Source organism: Azorhizobium caulinodans ORS 571 (assembly GCF_000010525.1).
Taxonomy (GTDB): domain Bacteria; phylum Pseudomonadota; class Alphaproteobacteria; order Rhizobiales; family Xanthobacteraceae; genus Azorhizobium; species Azorhizobium caulinodans.
Genome location: NC_009937.1, coordinates 1,300,787 through 1,315,029 on the forward strand (window position 1 = coordinate 1,300,787; position 14,243 = coordinate 1,315,029).

At 67.3% G+C, this 14,243-nt stretch carries 11 protein-coding genes; 4 read left to right on the forward strand and 7 right to left on the reverse strand.

Translation table 11 applies throughout. From position 1 onward, the window contains the following. Positions 1-51: 51 nt before the first annotated feature. The 7 genes from AZC_RS06000 to AZC_RS06030 all read right to left on the reverse strand — a co-directional run bounded on the left by AZC_RS06000 (position 52) and on the right by AZC_RS06030 (position 8,537). Positions 52-2,169, reverse strand: coding sequence for an ATP-binding protein (locus AZC_RS06000; RefSeq protein WP_012169697.1), 2,118 nt, complete (start codon positions 2,167-2,169; stop codon positions 52-54). Positions 2,170-2,171: 2 nt separating this feature from the next. Continuing rightward, complete coding sequence (locus AZC_RS06005; protein WP_158304098.1) at positions 2,172-2,690, reverse strand: response regulator; 519 nt, start codon at positions 2,688-2,690, stop codon at positions 2,172-2,174. Between the two features lie 134 nt (positions 2,691-2,824). After that, positions 2,825-3,352 (reverse strand): prolyl-tRNA synthetase associated domain-containing protein, encoded by a 528-nt coding sequence (locus AZC_RS06010; RefSeq protein WP_012169699.1) that lies wholly within the window; start codon positions 3,350-3,352, stop codon positions 2,825-2,827. A gap of 47 nt (positions 3,353-3,399) precedes the next feature. Then, entirely contained in the window at positions 3,400-3,966 is a 567-nt protein-coding gene (locus tag AZC_RS06015; RefSeq protein ID WP_012169700.1) for a sarcosine oxidase subunit gamma, read from the reverse strand. Then, entirely contained in the window at positions 3,959-6,967 is a 3,009-nt protein-coding gene (locus AZC_RS06020) for a sarcosine oxidase subunit alpha family protein (RefSeq protein ID WP_012169701.1), read from the reverse strand. Before AZC_RS06020 ends, AZC_RS06015 begins: the two co-directional genes overlap by 8 nt. Next, positions 6,967-7,275, reverse strand: a complete 309-nt coding sequence (locus AZC_RS06025; protein ID WP_012169702.1) for a sarcosine oxidase subunit delta — start codon at positions 7,273-7,275, stop codon at positions 6,967-6,969. Before AZC_RS06025 ends, AZC_RS06020 begins: the two co-directional genes overlap by 1 nt. Before the next feature lie 8 nt (positions 7,276-7,283). Next, the gene (locus AZC_RS06030; RefSeq protein ID WP_012169703.1) at positions 7,284-8,537 is read right to left on the reverse strand and encodes a sarcosine oxidase subunit beta family protein; all 1,254 of its coding nucleotides are present in this window, start codon (positions 8,535-8,537) and stop codon (positions 7,284-7,286) included. A 225-nt stretch (positions 8,538-8,762) separates the two neighbouring features. Between AZC_RS06030 and AZC_RS06035 the strand changes: the two genes are divergently transcribed. The 4 genes from AZC_RS06035 to AZC_RS06050 are packed head-to-tail and all read left to right on the forward strand — an operon-like array spanning position 8,763 to position 14,242. Next, positions 8,763-10,022, forward strand: a complete 1,260-nt coding sequence (locus tag AZC_RS06035) for an aromatic ring-hydroxylating oxygenase subunit alpha (protein ID WP_012169704.1) — start codon at positions 8,763-8,765, stop codon at positions 10,020-10,022. Positions 10,023-10,026: 4 nt separating this feature from the next. Beyond that, positions 10,027-11,151 (forward strand): hybrid-cluster NAD(P)-dependent oxidoreductase, encoded by a 1,125-nt coding sequence (locus tag AZC_RS06040; protein ID WP_012169705.1) that lies wholly within the window; start codon positions 10,027-10,029, stop codon positions 11,149-11,151. Between the two features lie 4 nt (positions 11,152-11,155). Further along, entirely contained in the window at positions 11,156-12,166 is a 1,011-nt protein-coding gene (locus tag AZC_RS06045) for a GlxA family transcriptional regulator (RefSeq protein WP_012169706.1), read from the forward strand. A gap of 36 nt (positions 12,167-12,202) precedes the next feature. Further along, positions 12,203-14,242, forward strand: coding sequence for an FAD-dependent oxidoreductase (locus AZC_RS06050; protein ID WP_043878974.1), 2,040 nt, complete (start codon positions 12,203-12,205; stop codon positions 14,240-14,242). Position 14,243: the final 1 nt, after the last annotated feature.

A 14,243-nucleotide genomic window follows, 5' to 3' on the forward strand; every position in this document is an offset into this window, starting at 1 on the left:
TGGGACGTGCCGTCAGGCCCCCGTGGGGTCGCTGCGTCGATCCGCCGAGGGTCAGGCCCGCAGGCTCATGTCCTGCGGCGCCGGGAGAGACTGACTGTCCTGCATAGACGGGAGGCGGATGGTGAAGACCGCGCCCTCGAAGGCGTTCTCGACGCTCAGGGTGCCGCCATGGTCGCGGATGATGCCGAAGCTCACCGAAAGGCCGAGGCCGGTGCCCTGTCCCGGAGGCTTGGTGGTGAAGAAGGGCTGGAACACCTTGTCGATGACATTCTCGGGAATACCGCCGGCATTGTCCTTCACCCGGATGAGCACCTGCGGCGCCCGGTTTTCATCCTGGGCCTGCGAAACCTCGATGGTGATGGCGCCGAGATATTCCACACCGACCGAACGGCGGCGGTCGCGGATGGCGTCCCGGGCGTTCTGGAGGAGGTTGATGACCACCTGTTCGAGCTGGTCCTGCCGGCAGAGCACCCGCAAGCCGTCGCTGCCGCCGGAGACGGCAACCGACACGTTCTCCAGCCGCAACTGGGCGCCCACCACCTGAAGGGCGCCGTCCACGGCCTCCATCGGGTCGCTCGGCTCGAGCCGCATGCCGCTCTTGCGGCCGAAGATGCGCATGTGGTCGATGATGCGGCTCATGCGCACCGTCTGCTGGATGATGCGCTTGAGCTTGGCCTCCATATGCTCGACCGGCATGCCCTTCTGGAGGCCGGTGAGCGCATTGGTGGCCGCCAGCCGGATGACCCCGAGCGGCTGGTTGATCTCGTGCGCGAGCCCGGTCGCCACCTCGCCGAGCGATGCGAGCTTGGACATCTGGTAGAGGTTGTTCTCCTCGATGCGCTTGGAGGTCTGGTCCACGGCGAATACCACGAGGTCGCGCTTGCTGCCGTCGCCGTCTCCCATCTGGTCGATCTCTTCCAGCGGCGCGATCATCATCTGCACCTCGAATTCCTCGCCCTCCTTGGCGAAATATTCGACGCTGACCTGCGGGCCGGTGAGGGAGCGGGCGATGGAGCGGAAGCGGGGGCTCGCCACATAGTCGTGGATCAGCGCCGGCAGGACGCTGCCCGACGTGTCGCCCACCTGCCGGCTGCCCTGGTCCGTGACATGGACGACGCAGACGCCGGGCACGCCGGCCATCGCCTCCAGGAAGTGCACCTCGCGCTGCCGGGCGCCTTCGCGCAGGGCGCTGGCGCGCACCCGCTGCTGTAGCCGATGGTAGGCCATGGCCACCACGCCGAGCACGAAAAGTACCGCACCGAGGCAGGCCGCGGTGATCCATACGGTGATGCGGAAATCATAGCTCAGGCCGCGGATATAGGCCTTGTCGTAGGCCACCAGCATGACGATGGGATAGCGGTCGGAACGGACGTAATAACCCACGCGGTCGATGCCATCGACGCCGCTGACCTGGTCATAGGGCACTTCCTGCGCGCGCAGGATGCGGGTGAAGGCGGGACTGTTGCGGACGTCCTCGCCGAAGCTGACCGTCGCGGCCGCGCGTGCCCGCACGACGCCATCGGTGCCGATCAGCGAGATGAGCGAGTTCGGGTCGATGCGCAGCCGGCTGTAGAAGCTGATGAAGTCGAAGATGTTGTAGGAGGCGATCACCACGCCGCGGAACTGGCCCGCATGGTCATACCAGGCGCGGGAAAATTGGATGGTCCAGCGCTTGGAAACGCGGCCGAGCACAGGCTTGCTGATGAACAGCCCGGAATGCGGATTGGGGCCCATATGGACCCGGATGTGCTCGCGATCGGACAGGTCCACCCGCTCACCCACCGGCGGGGACAGATTGCTGGCGATCATCATGCCGGTGGTATCGGCCACCGCCAGTTGGACAATGGACGGGGGAATGCTCAGCCCGCGCAGGAAGTCATAGACTTCGGTGGGCGTGTTGCTGCCGTCGATGGCATTGGCGATGTTGAGAAGCAGTGCGTCGATGGGCTCTACGGTCTGCTCGAAATTGTGCAGGAGAATATAGGCCGTCTTCTGCGCATTCAGCTCGGCTTCTTCGATCTCGGAGCGCAGGTTCAGCTCGACGAGAACAGCGGCCGTGCCGCCCACCAGTGCCGCGATCAGGAGGAAGATCACGAACAGATTGATGGCGAGTTGATAGGAACCGTCGAATATCTCGCTGATCGCTCTCCGGGTGGCGGCCAGCCGCATGATTACACCGGCAAGGCTTTGAGGGCGCGCTGTAGGGCATCCATGGACAGCGGTTTCGTCAGGCAATCGATCACGCCGGCGGCTTTCGCGCGCTCGATGTCCGCCTTGGCGGCATGGCCCGTGACCACGATGAACTGGAGGTCGCGATCGGAGAATTCCTGGCGCGCCGCTTCCATCAGCGCGATGCCGTCCATGTCGGGCATGCGGATATCGGTGACCACGAGGCGGATGTCCGGGCAGCGGCGCAGGGTCTGGACCGCGTCGATGCCGTTGGATGCGGAAATGGCGGAGACACCCTCGAACGCAAGCGCCTCGAGGATCTCGTCGAGATATTCCGGCTCGTCGTCAACGATGAGAAGCGGGCTCGTTTCGATCACACGGGCGCCCCCCATGAACGGCGAGGCGTGAGGCCGGGTTGGCATCATGCCCATCAAATCGCAGGTCGCCAAAGAGAGATCCATCGTTTCTGCACATACGGATTCAGTACCCGGTTCCGGGCAGAATCGTTGGTTCGCATGCATCCGAGAGGACCGGCTTGGACCCCGATCGTCAAGGATAGATACCTCCATTACGGAAGCATCGCCGGAGATGGTTTTTGTGTATCAGCGCGCGTGATTTTGGGGAATGCAGCCAGGGCGGGAGGTATGTCTCTAGGTCAGTTTCCCGCCGCTTCCGCAGCGGTTTCCGTAGCGTCCAGAGTAACTTCCGACACGGTGTGACCGGTTGCCGCAAGGAAATGGCGGAGATCCTGCGCGCTGAGCGAGGTGGTCTTGTCGTTGGTGAGGGGGTGGCAATTGATGCGCTCGGCGTCGAGGAGGCCGGCTTCCACGAAGACCCGTACCTGGCAGGCTTTATCGTTGATAAGGGCGAGGAGCGAGACCGAGCCCGGCCTGACGCCCAGGTGCTCGTAGAGCGCCTCGGGGGAGGCGAAGGACAGTCCGCTGCGGGCGCCGATCTTTCCCCGCAGGCCCTTCAGGTCCACCGCCGTGTTCTCTTCCAAAGTGACGAGGAAGTAGGTCTTTTTGCCGTCACGCAGGAACAGGTTTTTCGTGTTCGTTCCGGGGATTTCCCCGCGCAGCGCCTGGGATTCCGCCACCGTGAACACCGGCGGGTGTTCATAGGTGCGGGCCTCGATACCGTTCTCGGAGAGAAAGCGCAGCAGGTCGTCCGGAGTGAGGGGCATGATGTAACCGGCAAAGGAGGCGGGCCCGGAGGCTCCGCCGGAGGGGATCAGGCGAATTCACGCGCGGCGTCGTTAAGGAAGCCTTGCACATAGGGGCCGAAGGATCGCCAGCACTCCACCCGGTAGGCCAGAGCCTCGGATGGACGCACCAGCACCACTTCCGCCTTGCCCAGCAGCGTACGGGTGGCGCTGCCGGCGGGAAAGGCGCCGTCCGCGAGATCGAGCGGGATGCCGGCGTTCAGCACCTCCCGCGCATGGGGACCGGCGACCTCCAGGGCGACGTTGCGGTGACTCACCTCGACCAGAGCGTAGGTCCGGCCGGCGAGATCGGTTTCCAGCGCCAGCAACAGCCGCCCGGCATCCGCATCCGGGGCGATGAGGAGCCACTCGTCCGGGCCAAGGCGGCAGGCCAGATGCCCGCCCGTGGCGCGCACGCTGTTGATGCCGGCGGAGAGATCGAAGCCCCCGGCAGATCCCAGCGCTGCGGATTCCCCGCCATAGATGCGCAGCACGAAACGCAAAGCGGGCGGCAGGGCCTCCACCCGGATGCCCGCGCTGGTCGGGCCGAGGCCGAGGACGCTCGTGCGTCGGGCGGAAAGGGCGGTCTCAAGCATGGGCGGGGGCTTCCACAGTTCCGTTCACCCGCTTGCCTTCCGCATCGAAGAAGACCGGCGGGACCACGCGGGCGGCGGCAAAGCCGTTGGGCGTGGTGACATGAAGCGTTTCATTGATGCGCGCGCGTCCGCCCGAGACGAGGGCGAGCGCGATGGGGCGGCCGCAGGCGGCGCTGTCATAGGAGGAGGTCACATGGCCGAGCATGGTCATGGGCACCGGCTGGTTCACGTCGGCGACGATCTGCGCGCCTTCCTCCAGCAGCGTGCGGCTGTCCTCGGAGAGGAGGCCGACCAACTGCTTGCGATCCGGCAGCAGCATGTCCGGCCGGGTGAGGGAGCGCTTGCCGACGAAATCCGGTTTCTGCTTGGAAACCATGCCGCCGAGGCCGAGGTCGTCCGGCGTCACCGTTCCGTCCGTGTCCTGGCCGACGATGATGAAGCCGCGTTCGGCGCGCAGCACATGCATGGTCTCGGTGCCGTAGGGCGTGATGCCGAATTCGGCGCCCCGCGCATAGAGCGCCTCCCAGACCGTGCGGGCATAGTCCGTCGGCACGTTGATCTCGAAGCCGAGCTCGCCGGTGAAGGAGACCCGGAACAGCCGTGTCGGCACACCGAGGATGCGGCCGGTGCGCATGGCCATGTGCGGGAAGGCCTCGGGAGAAAGGTCGATCCCTTCAATGAACGGCGCGAGCACTTCGCGTGCCTTTGGACCTTGCAGCGCGATCACCGCCCACTGCTCGCTGGTGGAAGTGACGAAGACCTTGAGATCCGGCCATTCGGTCTGGAGATAGTCTTCCATATGGGCCAGCACGCGGGCGGCGCCGCCCGTGGTGGTGGTCACATGGAAGCGGTCGGGCGCCACGCGGGCCACCACGCCATCGTCGAAGACGAAGCCGTCTTCCTTCAGCATCAGGCCGTAGCGGCAGCGGCCGGGCTCCAGCTTCAGCCAGGCATTGGGATAGATGCGGTTGAGGAACTCCGCCGCATCCGGCCCCACCACCTCGATCTTGCCGAGCGTCGAGGCATCGAAAATGCCGACGCCCTCGCGCACCGCCTTGCACTCGCGCTTCACCGCCGCGTGCATGTCCTCGCCGGACCTGGGAAAGAACCAGGCGCGGCGCCACAAAGCGACGTTTTCGAAGACCGCGCCATGTTCCTGCGCCCACTCGTGAAGCGGCGCCTTGCGGATCGGGTCGAACAGTTCGTTGCGGCTGGAGCCGATGATGGCGCCGAAGGTGACGGGGGTATAGGGCGGGCGGAAGGTGGTGGTGCCGACCTGCGGCACCGGCCGCTCCAGCGTCTCCGACAGGAGGCCGAGGGCCGTCATGTTGGAGGTCTTGCCCTGATCGGTCGCCATGCCGGTGGTGGTGTAGCGCTTCACATGCTCGACGCTCTCGAATCCCTCGCGCACCGCAAGGCGCACGTCCTTGGCCGTCACGTCGTTCTGGAAGTCGAGGAAGGCGCGCACCTTCAGCGGATTGGCGTTGGTGGGCAGCACCCGCACCGGCTTGAAGCCGACCGGCGTCGCGGGCTCTGCCGCAAAGCTGCGGGTTGTGTCCGCTTTGGCTGCCGTCGCGCCCCCGGCCCAGCCCTCGGCGAGAATGGCGGCAAGGTCGAACGTACCGTTGCAGGCGCCCACCGAGCGTTCGTTCTGCACCGAGGTCGCCGGCACGAAGATGTCGCCCTCCGGCTGGTAGGCGAGCTTGCCGCGCGACTGGGAGAACAGGTGAACGCTGGGCGTCCAGCCCCCCGACATGCCGACGCAATCGCAGGGCAGGGTCACGTGGGTACCGATGCCGCCGCTGGCCGAGACCGGCGCGACGATCAGGCCCGTTACCGCCTTGGTGCCGGTGGCGCCGATCACCGTATGGCCGGTGAGGTAGCGCAGGCCCGCCGCCAGCGCCCGCTCCGCGCCGATGGCGCTGTCGGGGCGCACGTCCACGAGCGTGACATCAAGCCCGGCGGCCTTGGCATCCGCGGCCGCCCGGTAGGCGGAGGCGCCGGAGGTGACGAAGACGATCCGCCGCCCCGGCGCGACGCCATAGCGGTTGATATACACCCGCACGCTCTCGGCCAGCATGATGCCGGGGCGGTCGTTGTCGGCGAAGGTGAGCGGGCGCTCATGGGCCCCGGTGGCGATCACCACTTCCTTCGCCCGCACCTGCCACAGCCGCTCGCGCGGCAGGTCGGCGGAGGGCGTAGCGAGATGATCGGTCACCCGCTCGGTGAGCACGATGTGGTTGTGGTTGTAATAGCCGAAGACGGTGGTGCGCGGCAGCAGCGTCACATTGGGCATCGACGCCAGCTCGGCGCGGGCCTCCTCCAGCCATCTGGCGGCGGGGAGGCCGTCGATGCTGGCGGTGGTCTCGTGCAGCAGGCTGCCGCCCAGTTCCGGCTGCTCGTCCGCGAGGATGACGCGGGCGCCCGTCTCCGCCGCCGCGCGGGCGGCGGCGAGACCGGCCGGGCCGGCGCCCGCCACCAGCACGTCGCAATGGGCATGGCGGTGGACATAGCGGTCGGGATCAGCCTCCGTGGGCGCGACACCGAGGCCGGCGGCGGAGCGGATGACCGGCTCGTAGAACTTGTCCCAGAAGCCGCGCGGCCACATGAAGGTCTTGTAGTAGAAGCCCGCCACGAACACCGGCGAGAGCAGGTCATTCACCGCGCCGATGTCATGCTCCAGCGAGGGCCAGTGGTTCTGCGAGGCGGTGCGCAGGCCCGGCACCGCTTCGACCATGGTGGCGCGGTTGTTCGGGTCGACCCGGCCCGGGCCGCGCGAGACGCTCAGCAGCGCATTCGGCTCGTCCGACCCATGGGTGAGGATGCCGCGCGGGCGGTGATACTTGAAGGAGCGGCCGGCGAGCTTCACGCCATTGGCGAGCAGTGCGGAGGCGACGGTGTCGCCCGCATAGCCCTCGATCAGGGTGCCGTTGAAGGAGAAGGTGAGCGGACGGGCGCGATCGATGCGGCCGCCGCGCGGCAGGCGGTGCGACTGGGGCATCACTGGCCTCCCGCCGGTGTGGGCTGCGAGGGGGAAAGGTCCGGACGGGGCTCGCCCATCTTGTAGGTGGCGATGAAACGGTCGCTCACCGTGTTGCGCAGAGCATTGAACCAGCGGCCGCAGCCATGGACGTGGCGCCAACGCTCCGCATGCACGCCCTTGGGATTGGCGCGGGTGTAGAGATAGCTGGCCCAGTCCGCATCATCGAGCGCGGCGGGCGTTTCGGGCCGGGCGATATGGGCCTCGCCGCCGCAGTGGAATTCGATTTCCGGGCGGGCGCCGCAATAGGGGCAGGTGACGAGCAGCATGGCGGGCCTCAGTGCGCCACCGCCGCCGCCGCCGCCTCGTCGATGAGGCGGCCGGTGCGGAAGCGGTCCAGCGTGAAGGGCGCGTTGATGGGATGGGGTTCGTCGCGCGCGATGGTGTGGGCGAAGACATGGGCCGAGCCGGGGCTCGCCTTGAAGCCGCCGGTGCCCCAGCCGCAGTTCACATAGAGGCCCTGCACCGGCGTCTTGCCGATGATGGGCGAGCGGTCCGGCGTCACGTCCACGATGCCGCCCCAGGAGCGCATCATCTTCATGCGCGTGAACTGTGGGAAGAGTTCGCAGATGGCATCCAGCGTGTGGGTGGTGATGTGCAGGCCACCCTGCTGGCTGTAGGACACATACTGGTCCGTGCCGGCGCCGATGACGAGTTCGCCCTTGTCCGACTGCGAGATGTAGGCGTGCACCGCATTGGACATGAGCACGCAGGGGAAGCAGGGCTTCACCGGCTCGGAGACGAGGGCCTGAAGGGGGAAGCTCTCCAGCGGCATGCGCACGTCCGCCATGGCCATCACCATGGAGGTGTGGCCGGCAGCGGAGACGCCGATCTTCTTCGTCTTGATGCTGCCGCGCGTCGTATCGACCCCCGTCACCGCCCCGTCCGGGCCGCGATGGATGGCGGTGACCTCGCAATTCTCGATGATGTCCACGCCCCGCGCATCGGCGCCGCGGGCATAGCCCCACACCACGGCGTCATGGCGGGCGGTGCCGCCGCGCCGCTGGAGGGCGGCGCCCATCACCGGATAGCGGATGTCGGGCGAGATGTTGAGCGGCGGGCAGAATGCCTTGGCCTCGCGCGGGGTCAGCCACTCATTGTCGATGCCGTTGAGGCGGTTGGCATAGACGTGCCGCTTGAAGCTCTGCACGTCGTGCACATTGTGCGCGAGCATAAGCACGCCGCGCTGGGAGAACATGACGTTGTAGTTGAGCTCCTCGGAGAGCCCTTCCCACAGCTTCACCGCATGCTCATAGAGCGCGGCGCTTTCGTCATAGAGATAGTTGGAGCGGATGATGGTGGTGTTGCGGCCCGAATTGCCGCCACCGATCCATCCCTTCTCCAGCACGGCGATATTGGTGAGGCCGTGCTCCTTGGCCAGATAATAGGCCGCGCCGAGGCCGTGCGCGCCGCCACCGATGATGATGGCGTCATAGGCGGCCTTGGGCGTGGCCTTGCGCCACTGGCGCGGCCAGCCCTGATGGGCGTTCAAGGCCTCCGAGAGGAGGGAGCCGAGTGAAAAGCGCCGCATGGGCCTGATGTTCCCCTGTTCTCGGCGCAGGATGCTCCAGCCGCGGGCAGCCATCTCGTGTCTTTGCGACTTCGCTCTGGAACAAATCCGACATCTGTCGGCGGTGCTGACGGTTGTCGGTATCAGGATAAAAATTGTCGCTTTTGGAAAAGCGCGACATTCTGTCCGCGTTGAACAATTCCAGACGACGCGAGGCGGCGCGGCGAGCCGCCGGGGGAGAGCGACATGCTGGACAAGACGGACACGCATCTCGAGGCGCTTCTACGCCGCCGCAAGCCGGGCTACAGCCTGGAGGCGCCCTTCTACACCGACCCCGACATCTTCGCTTCCGACCTCGACCTCATCTTCGGCCGCCACTGGATCTATGTGGGCGTCGAGCCCGATGTCGCCGAGCCGGGCGATGCCATGGTGATCGACATCGGCAAGACCTCCGTCATCATCACCCGCAATGACGACAATGAGGTGCGCGCCTTCCACAATGTCTGCCGCCATCGCGGCGCGCGGGTGCTCCAGGATTACAAGACCAGCGTCGGCAATCTCGTCTGCCGCTATCACGCCTGGACCTATGATCTCGACGGCAAGCTGCTGTTTGCCGAGCATATGGGCAAGGACTTCGACGCCGGATGCCACGGCCTGAAGCCGGTGCATATCCGCTCGCTGGAGGGTCTGCTCTTTATCTGCCTCTCCGACGATCCGCCGGCGGATTTCGACGACATGGCCGCCCGCATGGCGCCCTATCTCGCGCCGCATGATCTGAAGAATGCCAAGGTCGCTTTCGAGAGCGAGCTGATCGAGCCCGGCAACTGGAAGCTCGTGATGGAGAACAATCGCGAGTGCTACCACTGTGCGGGCAACCATCCCGAACTCACCGTCCCGCTCTTCGCCTATGGCTTCGGCTTTGCGCCGGAGGAACTGGACGACATGGGCCGCCTTGAGGCGCAGCGTTATGCGGACCTCGTCAAGGCGAGCCATGGCGAATGGGAAAGCTGCGGCTTCCCCTCGCAGATGATCGAGCATCTGGACGACATGGTGACGGGCTTCCGTACCGAGCGCCTGCCGCTCGATGGGGCCGGCGAGAGCCACACCGGCGACACCAGGGCCGCCTGCAGGAAGCTGCTCGGCGCCATCAACGATCCCCGGCACGGGGCGCTGCATTTCTGGACCCAGCCCAACAGCTGGCACCATTTCATGAGCGACCATGTGGTGACGTTCTCGGCCATCCCGCTCGATGCCGAGCGCACGCTGGTGCGCACCAAGTGGCTGGTGCACAAGGATGCCGTGGAGGGCGTCGATTACGACATCGCCAACCTCACCGCCGTCTGGCAGGCGACCAACGTGCAGGATGCCGAACTCGTCGGCCTCTGCCAGGAGGGCGCGCGCAGCCCGGCCTATGAGCCCGGCCCCTATTCTCCGCACACCGAGATGCTCGTGGAGAAGTTCTGCAACTGGTATGTGGGCCGAATGCGCGCCCAGGGTGCCCGCTGACGCCATGGACGCGCGCACCATCCGCCCGGACCCTCGCCTCGCATCCCCCGCCGAGGTGCCGCCCACCTGGGATCCGGAGCGTGACGACGTCCTCGTTGTGCGTCAGGTGCGGCAGGAAACGGCCGACGTAAAGACCTTCGTCCTCGCGCCCGCCACGCCGGCCCGGTTCCGCTATCTGCCGGGCCAGTTCATCACGCTCGATCTCGACATCGACGGGGTGCGGCTCAACCGCTGCTACACGCTCTCCTCCAGCCCCACGCGGCCGGACACTGTGGCCATCACCGTCAAGCGCGTGCCCGGCGGCCCGGTTTCGAACTTCCTCCACGATCACCTCCGGGAGGGGAGTGTGCTGCGCGCGGTGGGCCCCATGGGGGATTTCACCTGCGCGCAGCACGAGGCGCCCAAATATCTCTTCCTCTCTGGCGGCAGCGGCATCACGCCGGTCATGTCCATGGCCCGTGCCCATGCGGACCTTGCCACCGGCGCGGACATCGCCTTCCTGCACAGCGCCCGCACGCCCGCCGACATCATCTTCCGCGCCGAGCTGGAGCTGATGGCGCGGACCACACCCACGTTCCGCTTCGCCGCCATCTGCGAGGCGGATGCGCCGTTTGAGCCCTGGCACGGGCTGCGCGGGCGCCTCTCGCTCGCCCATCTGGAAGCCGCGGTGCCGGATTTCCGGGCCCGCGAGGTTTTCGTCTGCGGGCCCGCACCTTACATGGCTGCGGTGCGCGAAATGCTGCGCGCGGCTGGCTTCGACATGGCCCGCCACCATGAGGAAAGCTTCGATTTCGCGACGCTCGCGACCGCCGAACCGGAGGTCGCCGCCGAGGTGATCGCCGCAGAGGGGGAGACCTCCGCCGCGCGTGTGCATCGCGTGGAGTTCCGCAAGTCCGGCCGGGTCATCGAGTGCCCGGAAGACATGAACGTACTGGAGGCCGCCCGCCGGGCGGGCATGCGCCTGCCGTCCTCCTGCACTAAGGGCCTGTGCGGCACCTGCAAGTGCAAGCTGGCCGAGGGCACGGTGGAGATGAAGCACGGCGGCGGCATCCGCCAGCGGGAGATCGATGCGGGCATGGTGCTGATCTGCTGTGCCCGTCCCACCAGCGATCTCGTGATCGAGCGCTGACGCCATGGCCCGCCCCCCGACCCCCCACCTTGCCGCCGTGTCCGCGCCCGGCACTTCACCCCTCGGCGGGGAGATGGCGCAGGTGCGGCGCATCGGCTTCCTCACCTTGCCCAATTATTCCATGATCGCGCTCGCCAATGCGCTCGAAGCCTGCCGCATGGCCAACTATGTGAGCGGGCGCGACATCTATGGCTGGGAGGTGGTGACGCTGGACGGCGCCCCCGTGCCCGCCAGCAACGGTCTCTCGCTGAGCCCCACCCGCCGCCTCGCTGATGCGGGCGACCTTGACCTCCTGATGGTGTGCGGCGGCATCGACGTGCGCCATGCGGTGGGCCGCGCGACCCGCGAGGCCCTGCGCCGGGCCGCCCGCAAGGGCATGGCGCTGGGGGCGCTGTGCACCGGTACCTTCGCGCTGGCGGAAGCGGGTCTGCTGAACGGCTATCGTTGTGCCATCCACTGGGAGAACCTCGCTGCCATTCGCGAGGAATTTCCCGACGTCGCCTTTCAGGAAGACGCCTTCGTCATCGACCGCGACCGGCTGACCTGCACCGGCGGCGTCGCGCCGCTCGACATGATGCTGGTGCTGATCGCCGCCGCGCTCGGCGCCCGCACGGCCGGGGCAGTGGCGGACCAGTTCATCGTCCGTCGGCCGGGCGCAACGGAACGGCAGAAGGCGCTGGTGGCGCCGGACGTCGCGGCGCGCATTCCGGTGCTGGCGAAGGCGGTGGAGGTGATGGCGCGCCATCTTGAGCGCCCGCTCTCCACGGGGGAGGTGGCCGCCGCCGCAAACCTCTCCCAGCGCCAGCTGGAGCGTCTGTTCCAGCGGCATCTCTCCGCCTCGCCCGCCGCCTTCTATCTGGACCTGCGCCTTGCCCGCGCCCGCGAGCTGCTGCGCCTTTCGCCCTTGCCGGTGACGGACGTGGCGCTCGCCTGCGGCTTCCAGTCCGCCGCGCATTTCTCCGTCGCCTACGGGCGGCGCTTTGGCCATCCGCCCCGCGCGGAGCGCGCCGCCTGACATTGCCCGACCCGCTTGCGCGATTGGAGCCGCCCGATGATCGCCAATGCCGACGCCTTGCTGAAGCCGCTGACCCTGAAGGGCCTCACCATCCGCAACCGGGTGATGAGCACGAGCCATGCCCCCGGCTATGGCAAGGACGGCAAGCCGCAGGAGCGCTACCAGCTCTATCACGAGGAGAAGGCCAAGGGCGGCATCGGCCTTACCATGTTCGGCGGCTCCTCCTCCGTCGCGCTCGACAGTCCGGCGGCGCCATGGAACCAGGTGTCGGTGGCGGATGACAGTGTCATCCCCTTCTTCCGGTCCTTTTCGGAGCGCGTGCACCGGCATGGCGCCAAGCTGATGATCCAGCTCACCCACATGGGCCGGCGCACCAAGTGGGACACGGAGAACTGGTTCCCCACCGTCTCCGCTTCGCCGAGGCGCGAGCCCGCCTCCCGCACCATTCCCAAGGAACTGGAGCCGGAGGAAATCGCCCGCATCATCCAGGATTTCGCCGCCGCCGCCCGCCGCTGCCGCGAGGGGGGACTCGACGGCTGCGAGGTCTCGGCCGCCCATGGCCATCTCATCGACCAGTTCTGGTCGCCGGCCGTGAACCATCGCACCGATGGCTATGGCGGGAGCCTGGCCAACCGCATGCGTTTCGGCCGCGAGGTGCTGGAGGCCATGCGCACCGCGGTGGGCCATGACTATGTGATCGGCATCCGCATGTCCGGCGACGAGATGATGGCCGATGGCCTCTCCCATGAGGAGTGCGTGGAGATCGCCGCCACCTACGCCCGCGACGGGCTGGTGGACTTCATCAATGTGCTGGGCGGGCAGGCGCGGGACGACATGGCCCACGCCATCTCCCTGCCAAACATGTCCTTCCCCGTCGCGCCCTTCCTGCATCTGCCCAGCGCCATCAAGCGCGAGGTGGAGGTGCCGGTGTTCCACGCCCAGCGCGTCACCGATCTCGCCACCGCCGCCCGCGCGGTGGCGCAGGGGCATGTGGACATGGTGGCCATGACCCGCGCCCATATCGCCGACCCGCATCTCGTGAAGAAGCTCACCGAGGGGCGGGAGGACGACATCCGCCAGTGTGTCGGCGCCGGCTATTGCATCGACCGCATCTATGTGGGCGGCGATGCCCTGTGCATCCAGAACGCCGCCACAGGGCGCGAAGCCACCATGCCCCATGTCATCCCGAAGGCGGACGTGCGTCGCCGCGTGGTGGTGGTCGGCGCCGGCCCCGGCGGTCTGGAGGCCGCCCGCGTGTGCGCGGAGCGGGGCCATTCCGTGGTGCTGTTCGAGAAGAACGCGCTCGCCGGCGGCCAGATCAACCTCGCCGCCAGGGCGGGCTGGCGGGAGGCGCTCTCGGGCATTCCGCGCTGGCTCGCGGGACAGGTCGGCAAGCTTGGCGTGGACCTGCGCCTCGGCACCGAGGCCAGCGCGGAGGCCATTCTGGCCGAGCGGCCGGACGTGGTGATCATCGCCACCGGCGGTGCGCCGAGCCACGGCCACGCCAAGGGTGCCGAGCGGGCGCTCACCACGGCGGATGTCCTGGCAGGCCGTGTGGAGCTTTCCGGCTCCGTGCTGCTGTTCGACGAGATGGGCCAGCACAATGCCGCCTCCACCGCCGAGCAGATGGCCAAGCGCGGCTGCCTTGTGGAATTCGTCACCGCCGATCGCTATGCGGCGCAGGAGGTGGGCACCACCAACCAGCCCATCCACTATCGCGAGCTCTACAAGCTCGGGGTGATCTTCTCCCCCAATCTCGATCTCATCGAGATCTATCCCGAGGGCAACCGTCTGGTGGCCGCCCTGCGTAACACCTTTACCGATCAGGAGGAGGAGCGCGTGGTGGACCATGTGGTGGTGGACTATGGCACGCTGCCCGTGGACGGCGTCTATCATGCGCTCAAAGCCCGCGCGGTGAATGCGGGGCAGATCGACCAGGGCGCCGTCGTGCGCGGCGAGCCGCAGCCCTTCGATCTCTCGCACGGCTTCGCGCTCTACCGGGTGGGGGATGCGCTGGCCGGGCGCAACATCCACGCCGCGCTCTATGATGCCCTGCGCCTGTGCAAGGACATCTGAG

Excerpts from the sequence above, each read along its gene's own strand:
- AZC_RS06000 (WP_012169697.1), bottom strand. The coding sequence starts at position 2,169 with ATGCGGCTGGCCGCCACCCGGAGAGCGATCAGCGAGATATTCGACGGT.
- AZC_RS06005 (WP_158304098.1), bottom strand. The coding sequence starts at position 2,690 with ATGCATGCGAACCAACGATTCTGCCCGGAACCGGGTACTGAATCCGTA.
- AZC_RS06010 (WP_012169699.1), bottom strand. The coding sequence starts at position 3,352 with ATGCCCCTCACTCCGGACGACCTGCTGCGCTTTCTCTCCGAGAACGGT.
- AZC_RS06015 (WP_012169700.1), bottom strand. The coding sequence starts at position 3,966 with ATGCTTGAGACCGCCCTTTCCGCCCGACGCACGAGCGTCCTCGGCCTC.
- AZC_RS06020 (WP_012169701.1), bottom strand. The coding sequence starts at position 6,967 with ATGCCCCAGTCGCACCGCCTGCCGCGCGGCGGCCGCATCGATCGCGCC.
- AZC_RS06025 (WP_012169702.1), bottom strand. The coding sequence starts at position 7,275 with ATGCTGCTCGTCACCTGCCCCTATTGCGGCGCCCGCCCGGAAATCGAA.
- AZC_RS06030 (WP_012169703.1), bottom strand. The coding sequence starts at position 8,537 with ATGCGGCGCTTTTCACTCGGCTCCCTCCTCTCGGAGGCCTTGAACGCC.
- AZC_RS06035 (WP_012169704.1), top strand. The coding sequence starts at position 8,763 with ATGCTGGACAAGACGGACACGCATCTCGAGGCGCTTCTACGCCGCCGC.
- AZC_RS06040 (WP_012169705.1), top strand. The coding sequence starts at position 10,027 with ATGGACGCGCGCACCATCCGCCCGGACCCTCGCCTCGCATCCCCCGCC.
- AZC_RS06045 (WP_012169706.1), top strand. The coding sequence starts at position 11,156 with ATGGCCCGCCCCCCGACCCCCCACCTTGCCGCCGTGTCCGCGCCCGGC.
- AZC_RS06050 (WP_043878974.1), top strand. The coding sequence starts at position 12,203 with ATGATCGCCAATGCCGACGCCTTGCTGAAGCCGCTGACCCTGAAGGGC.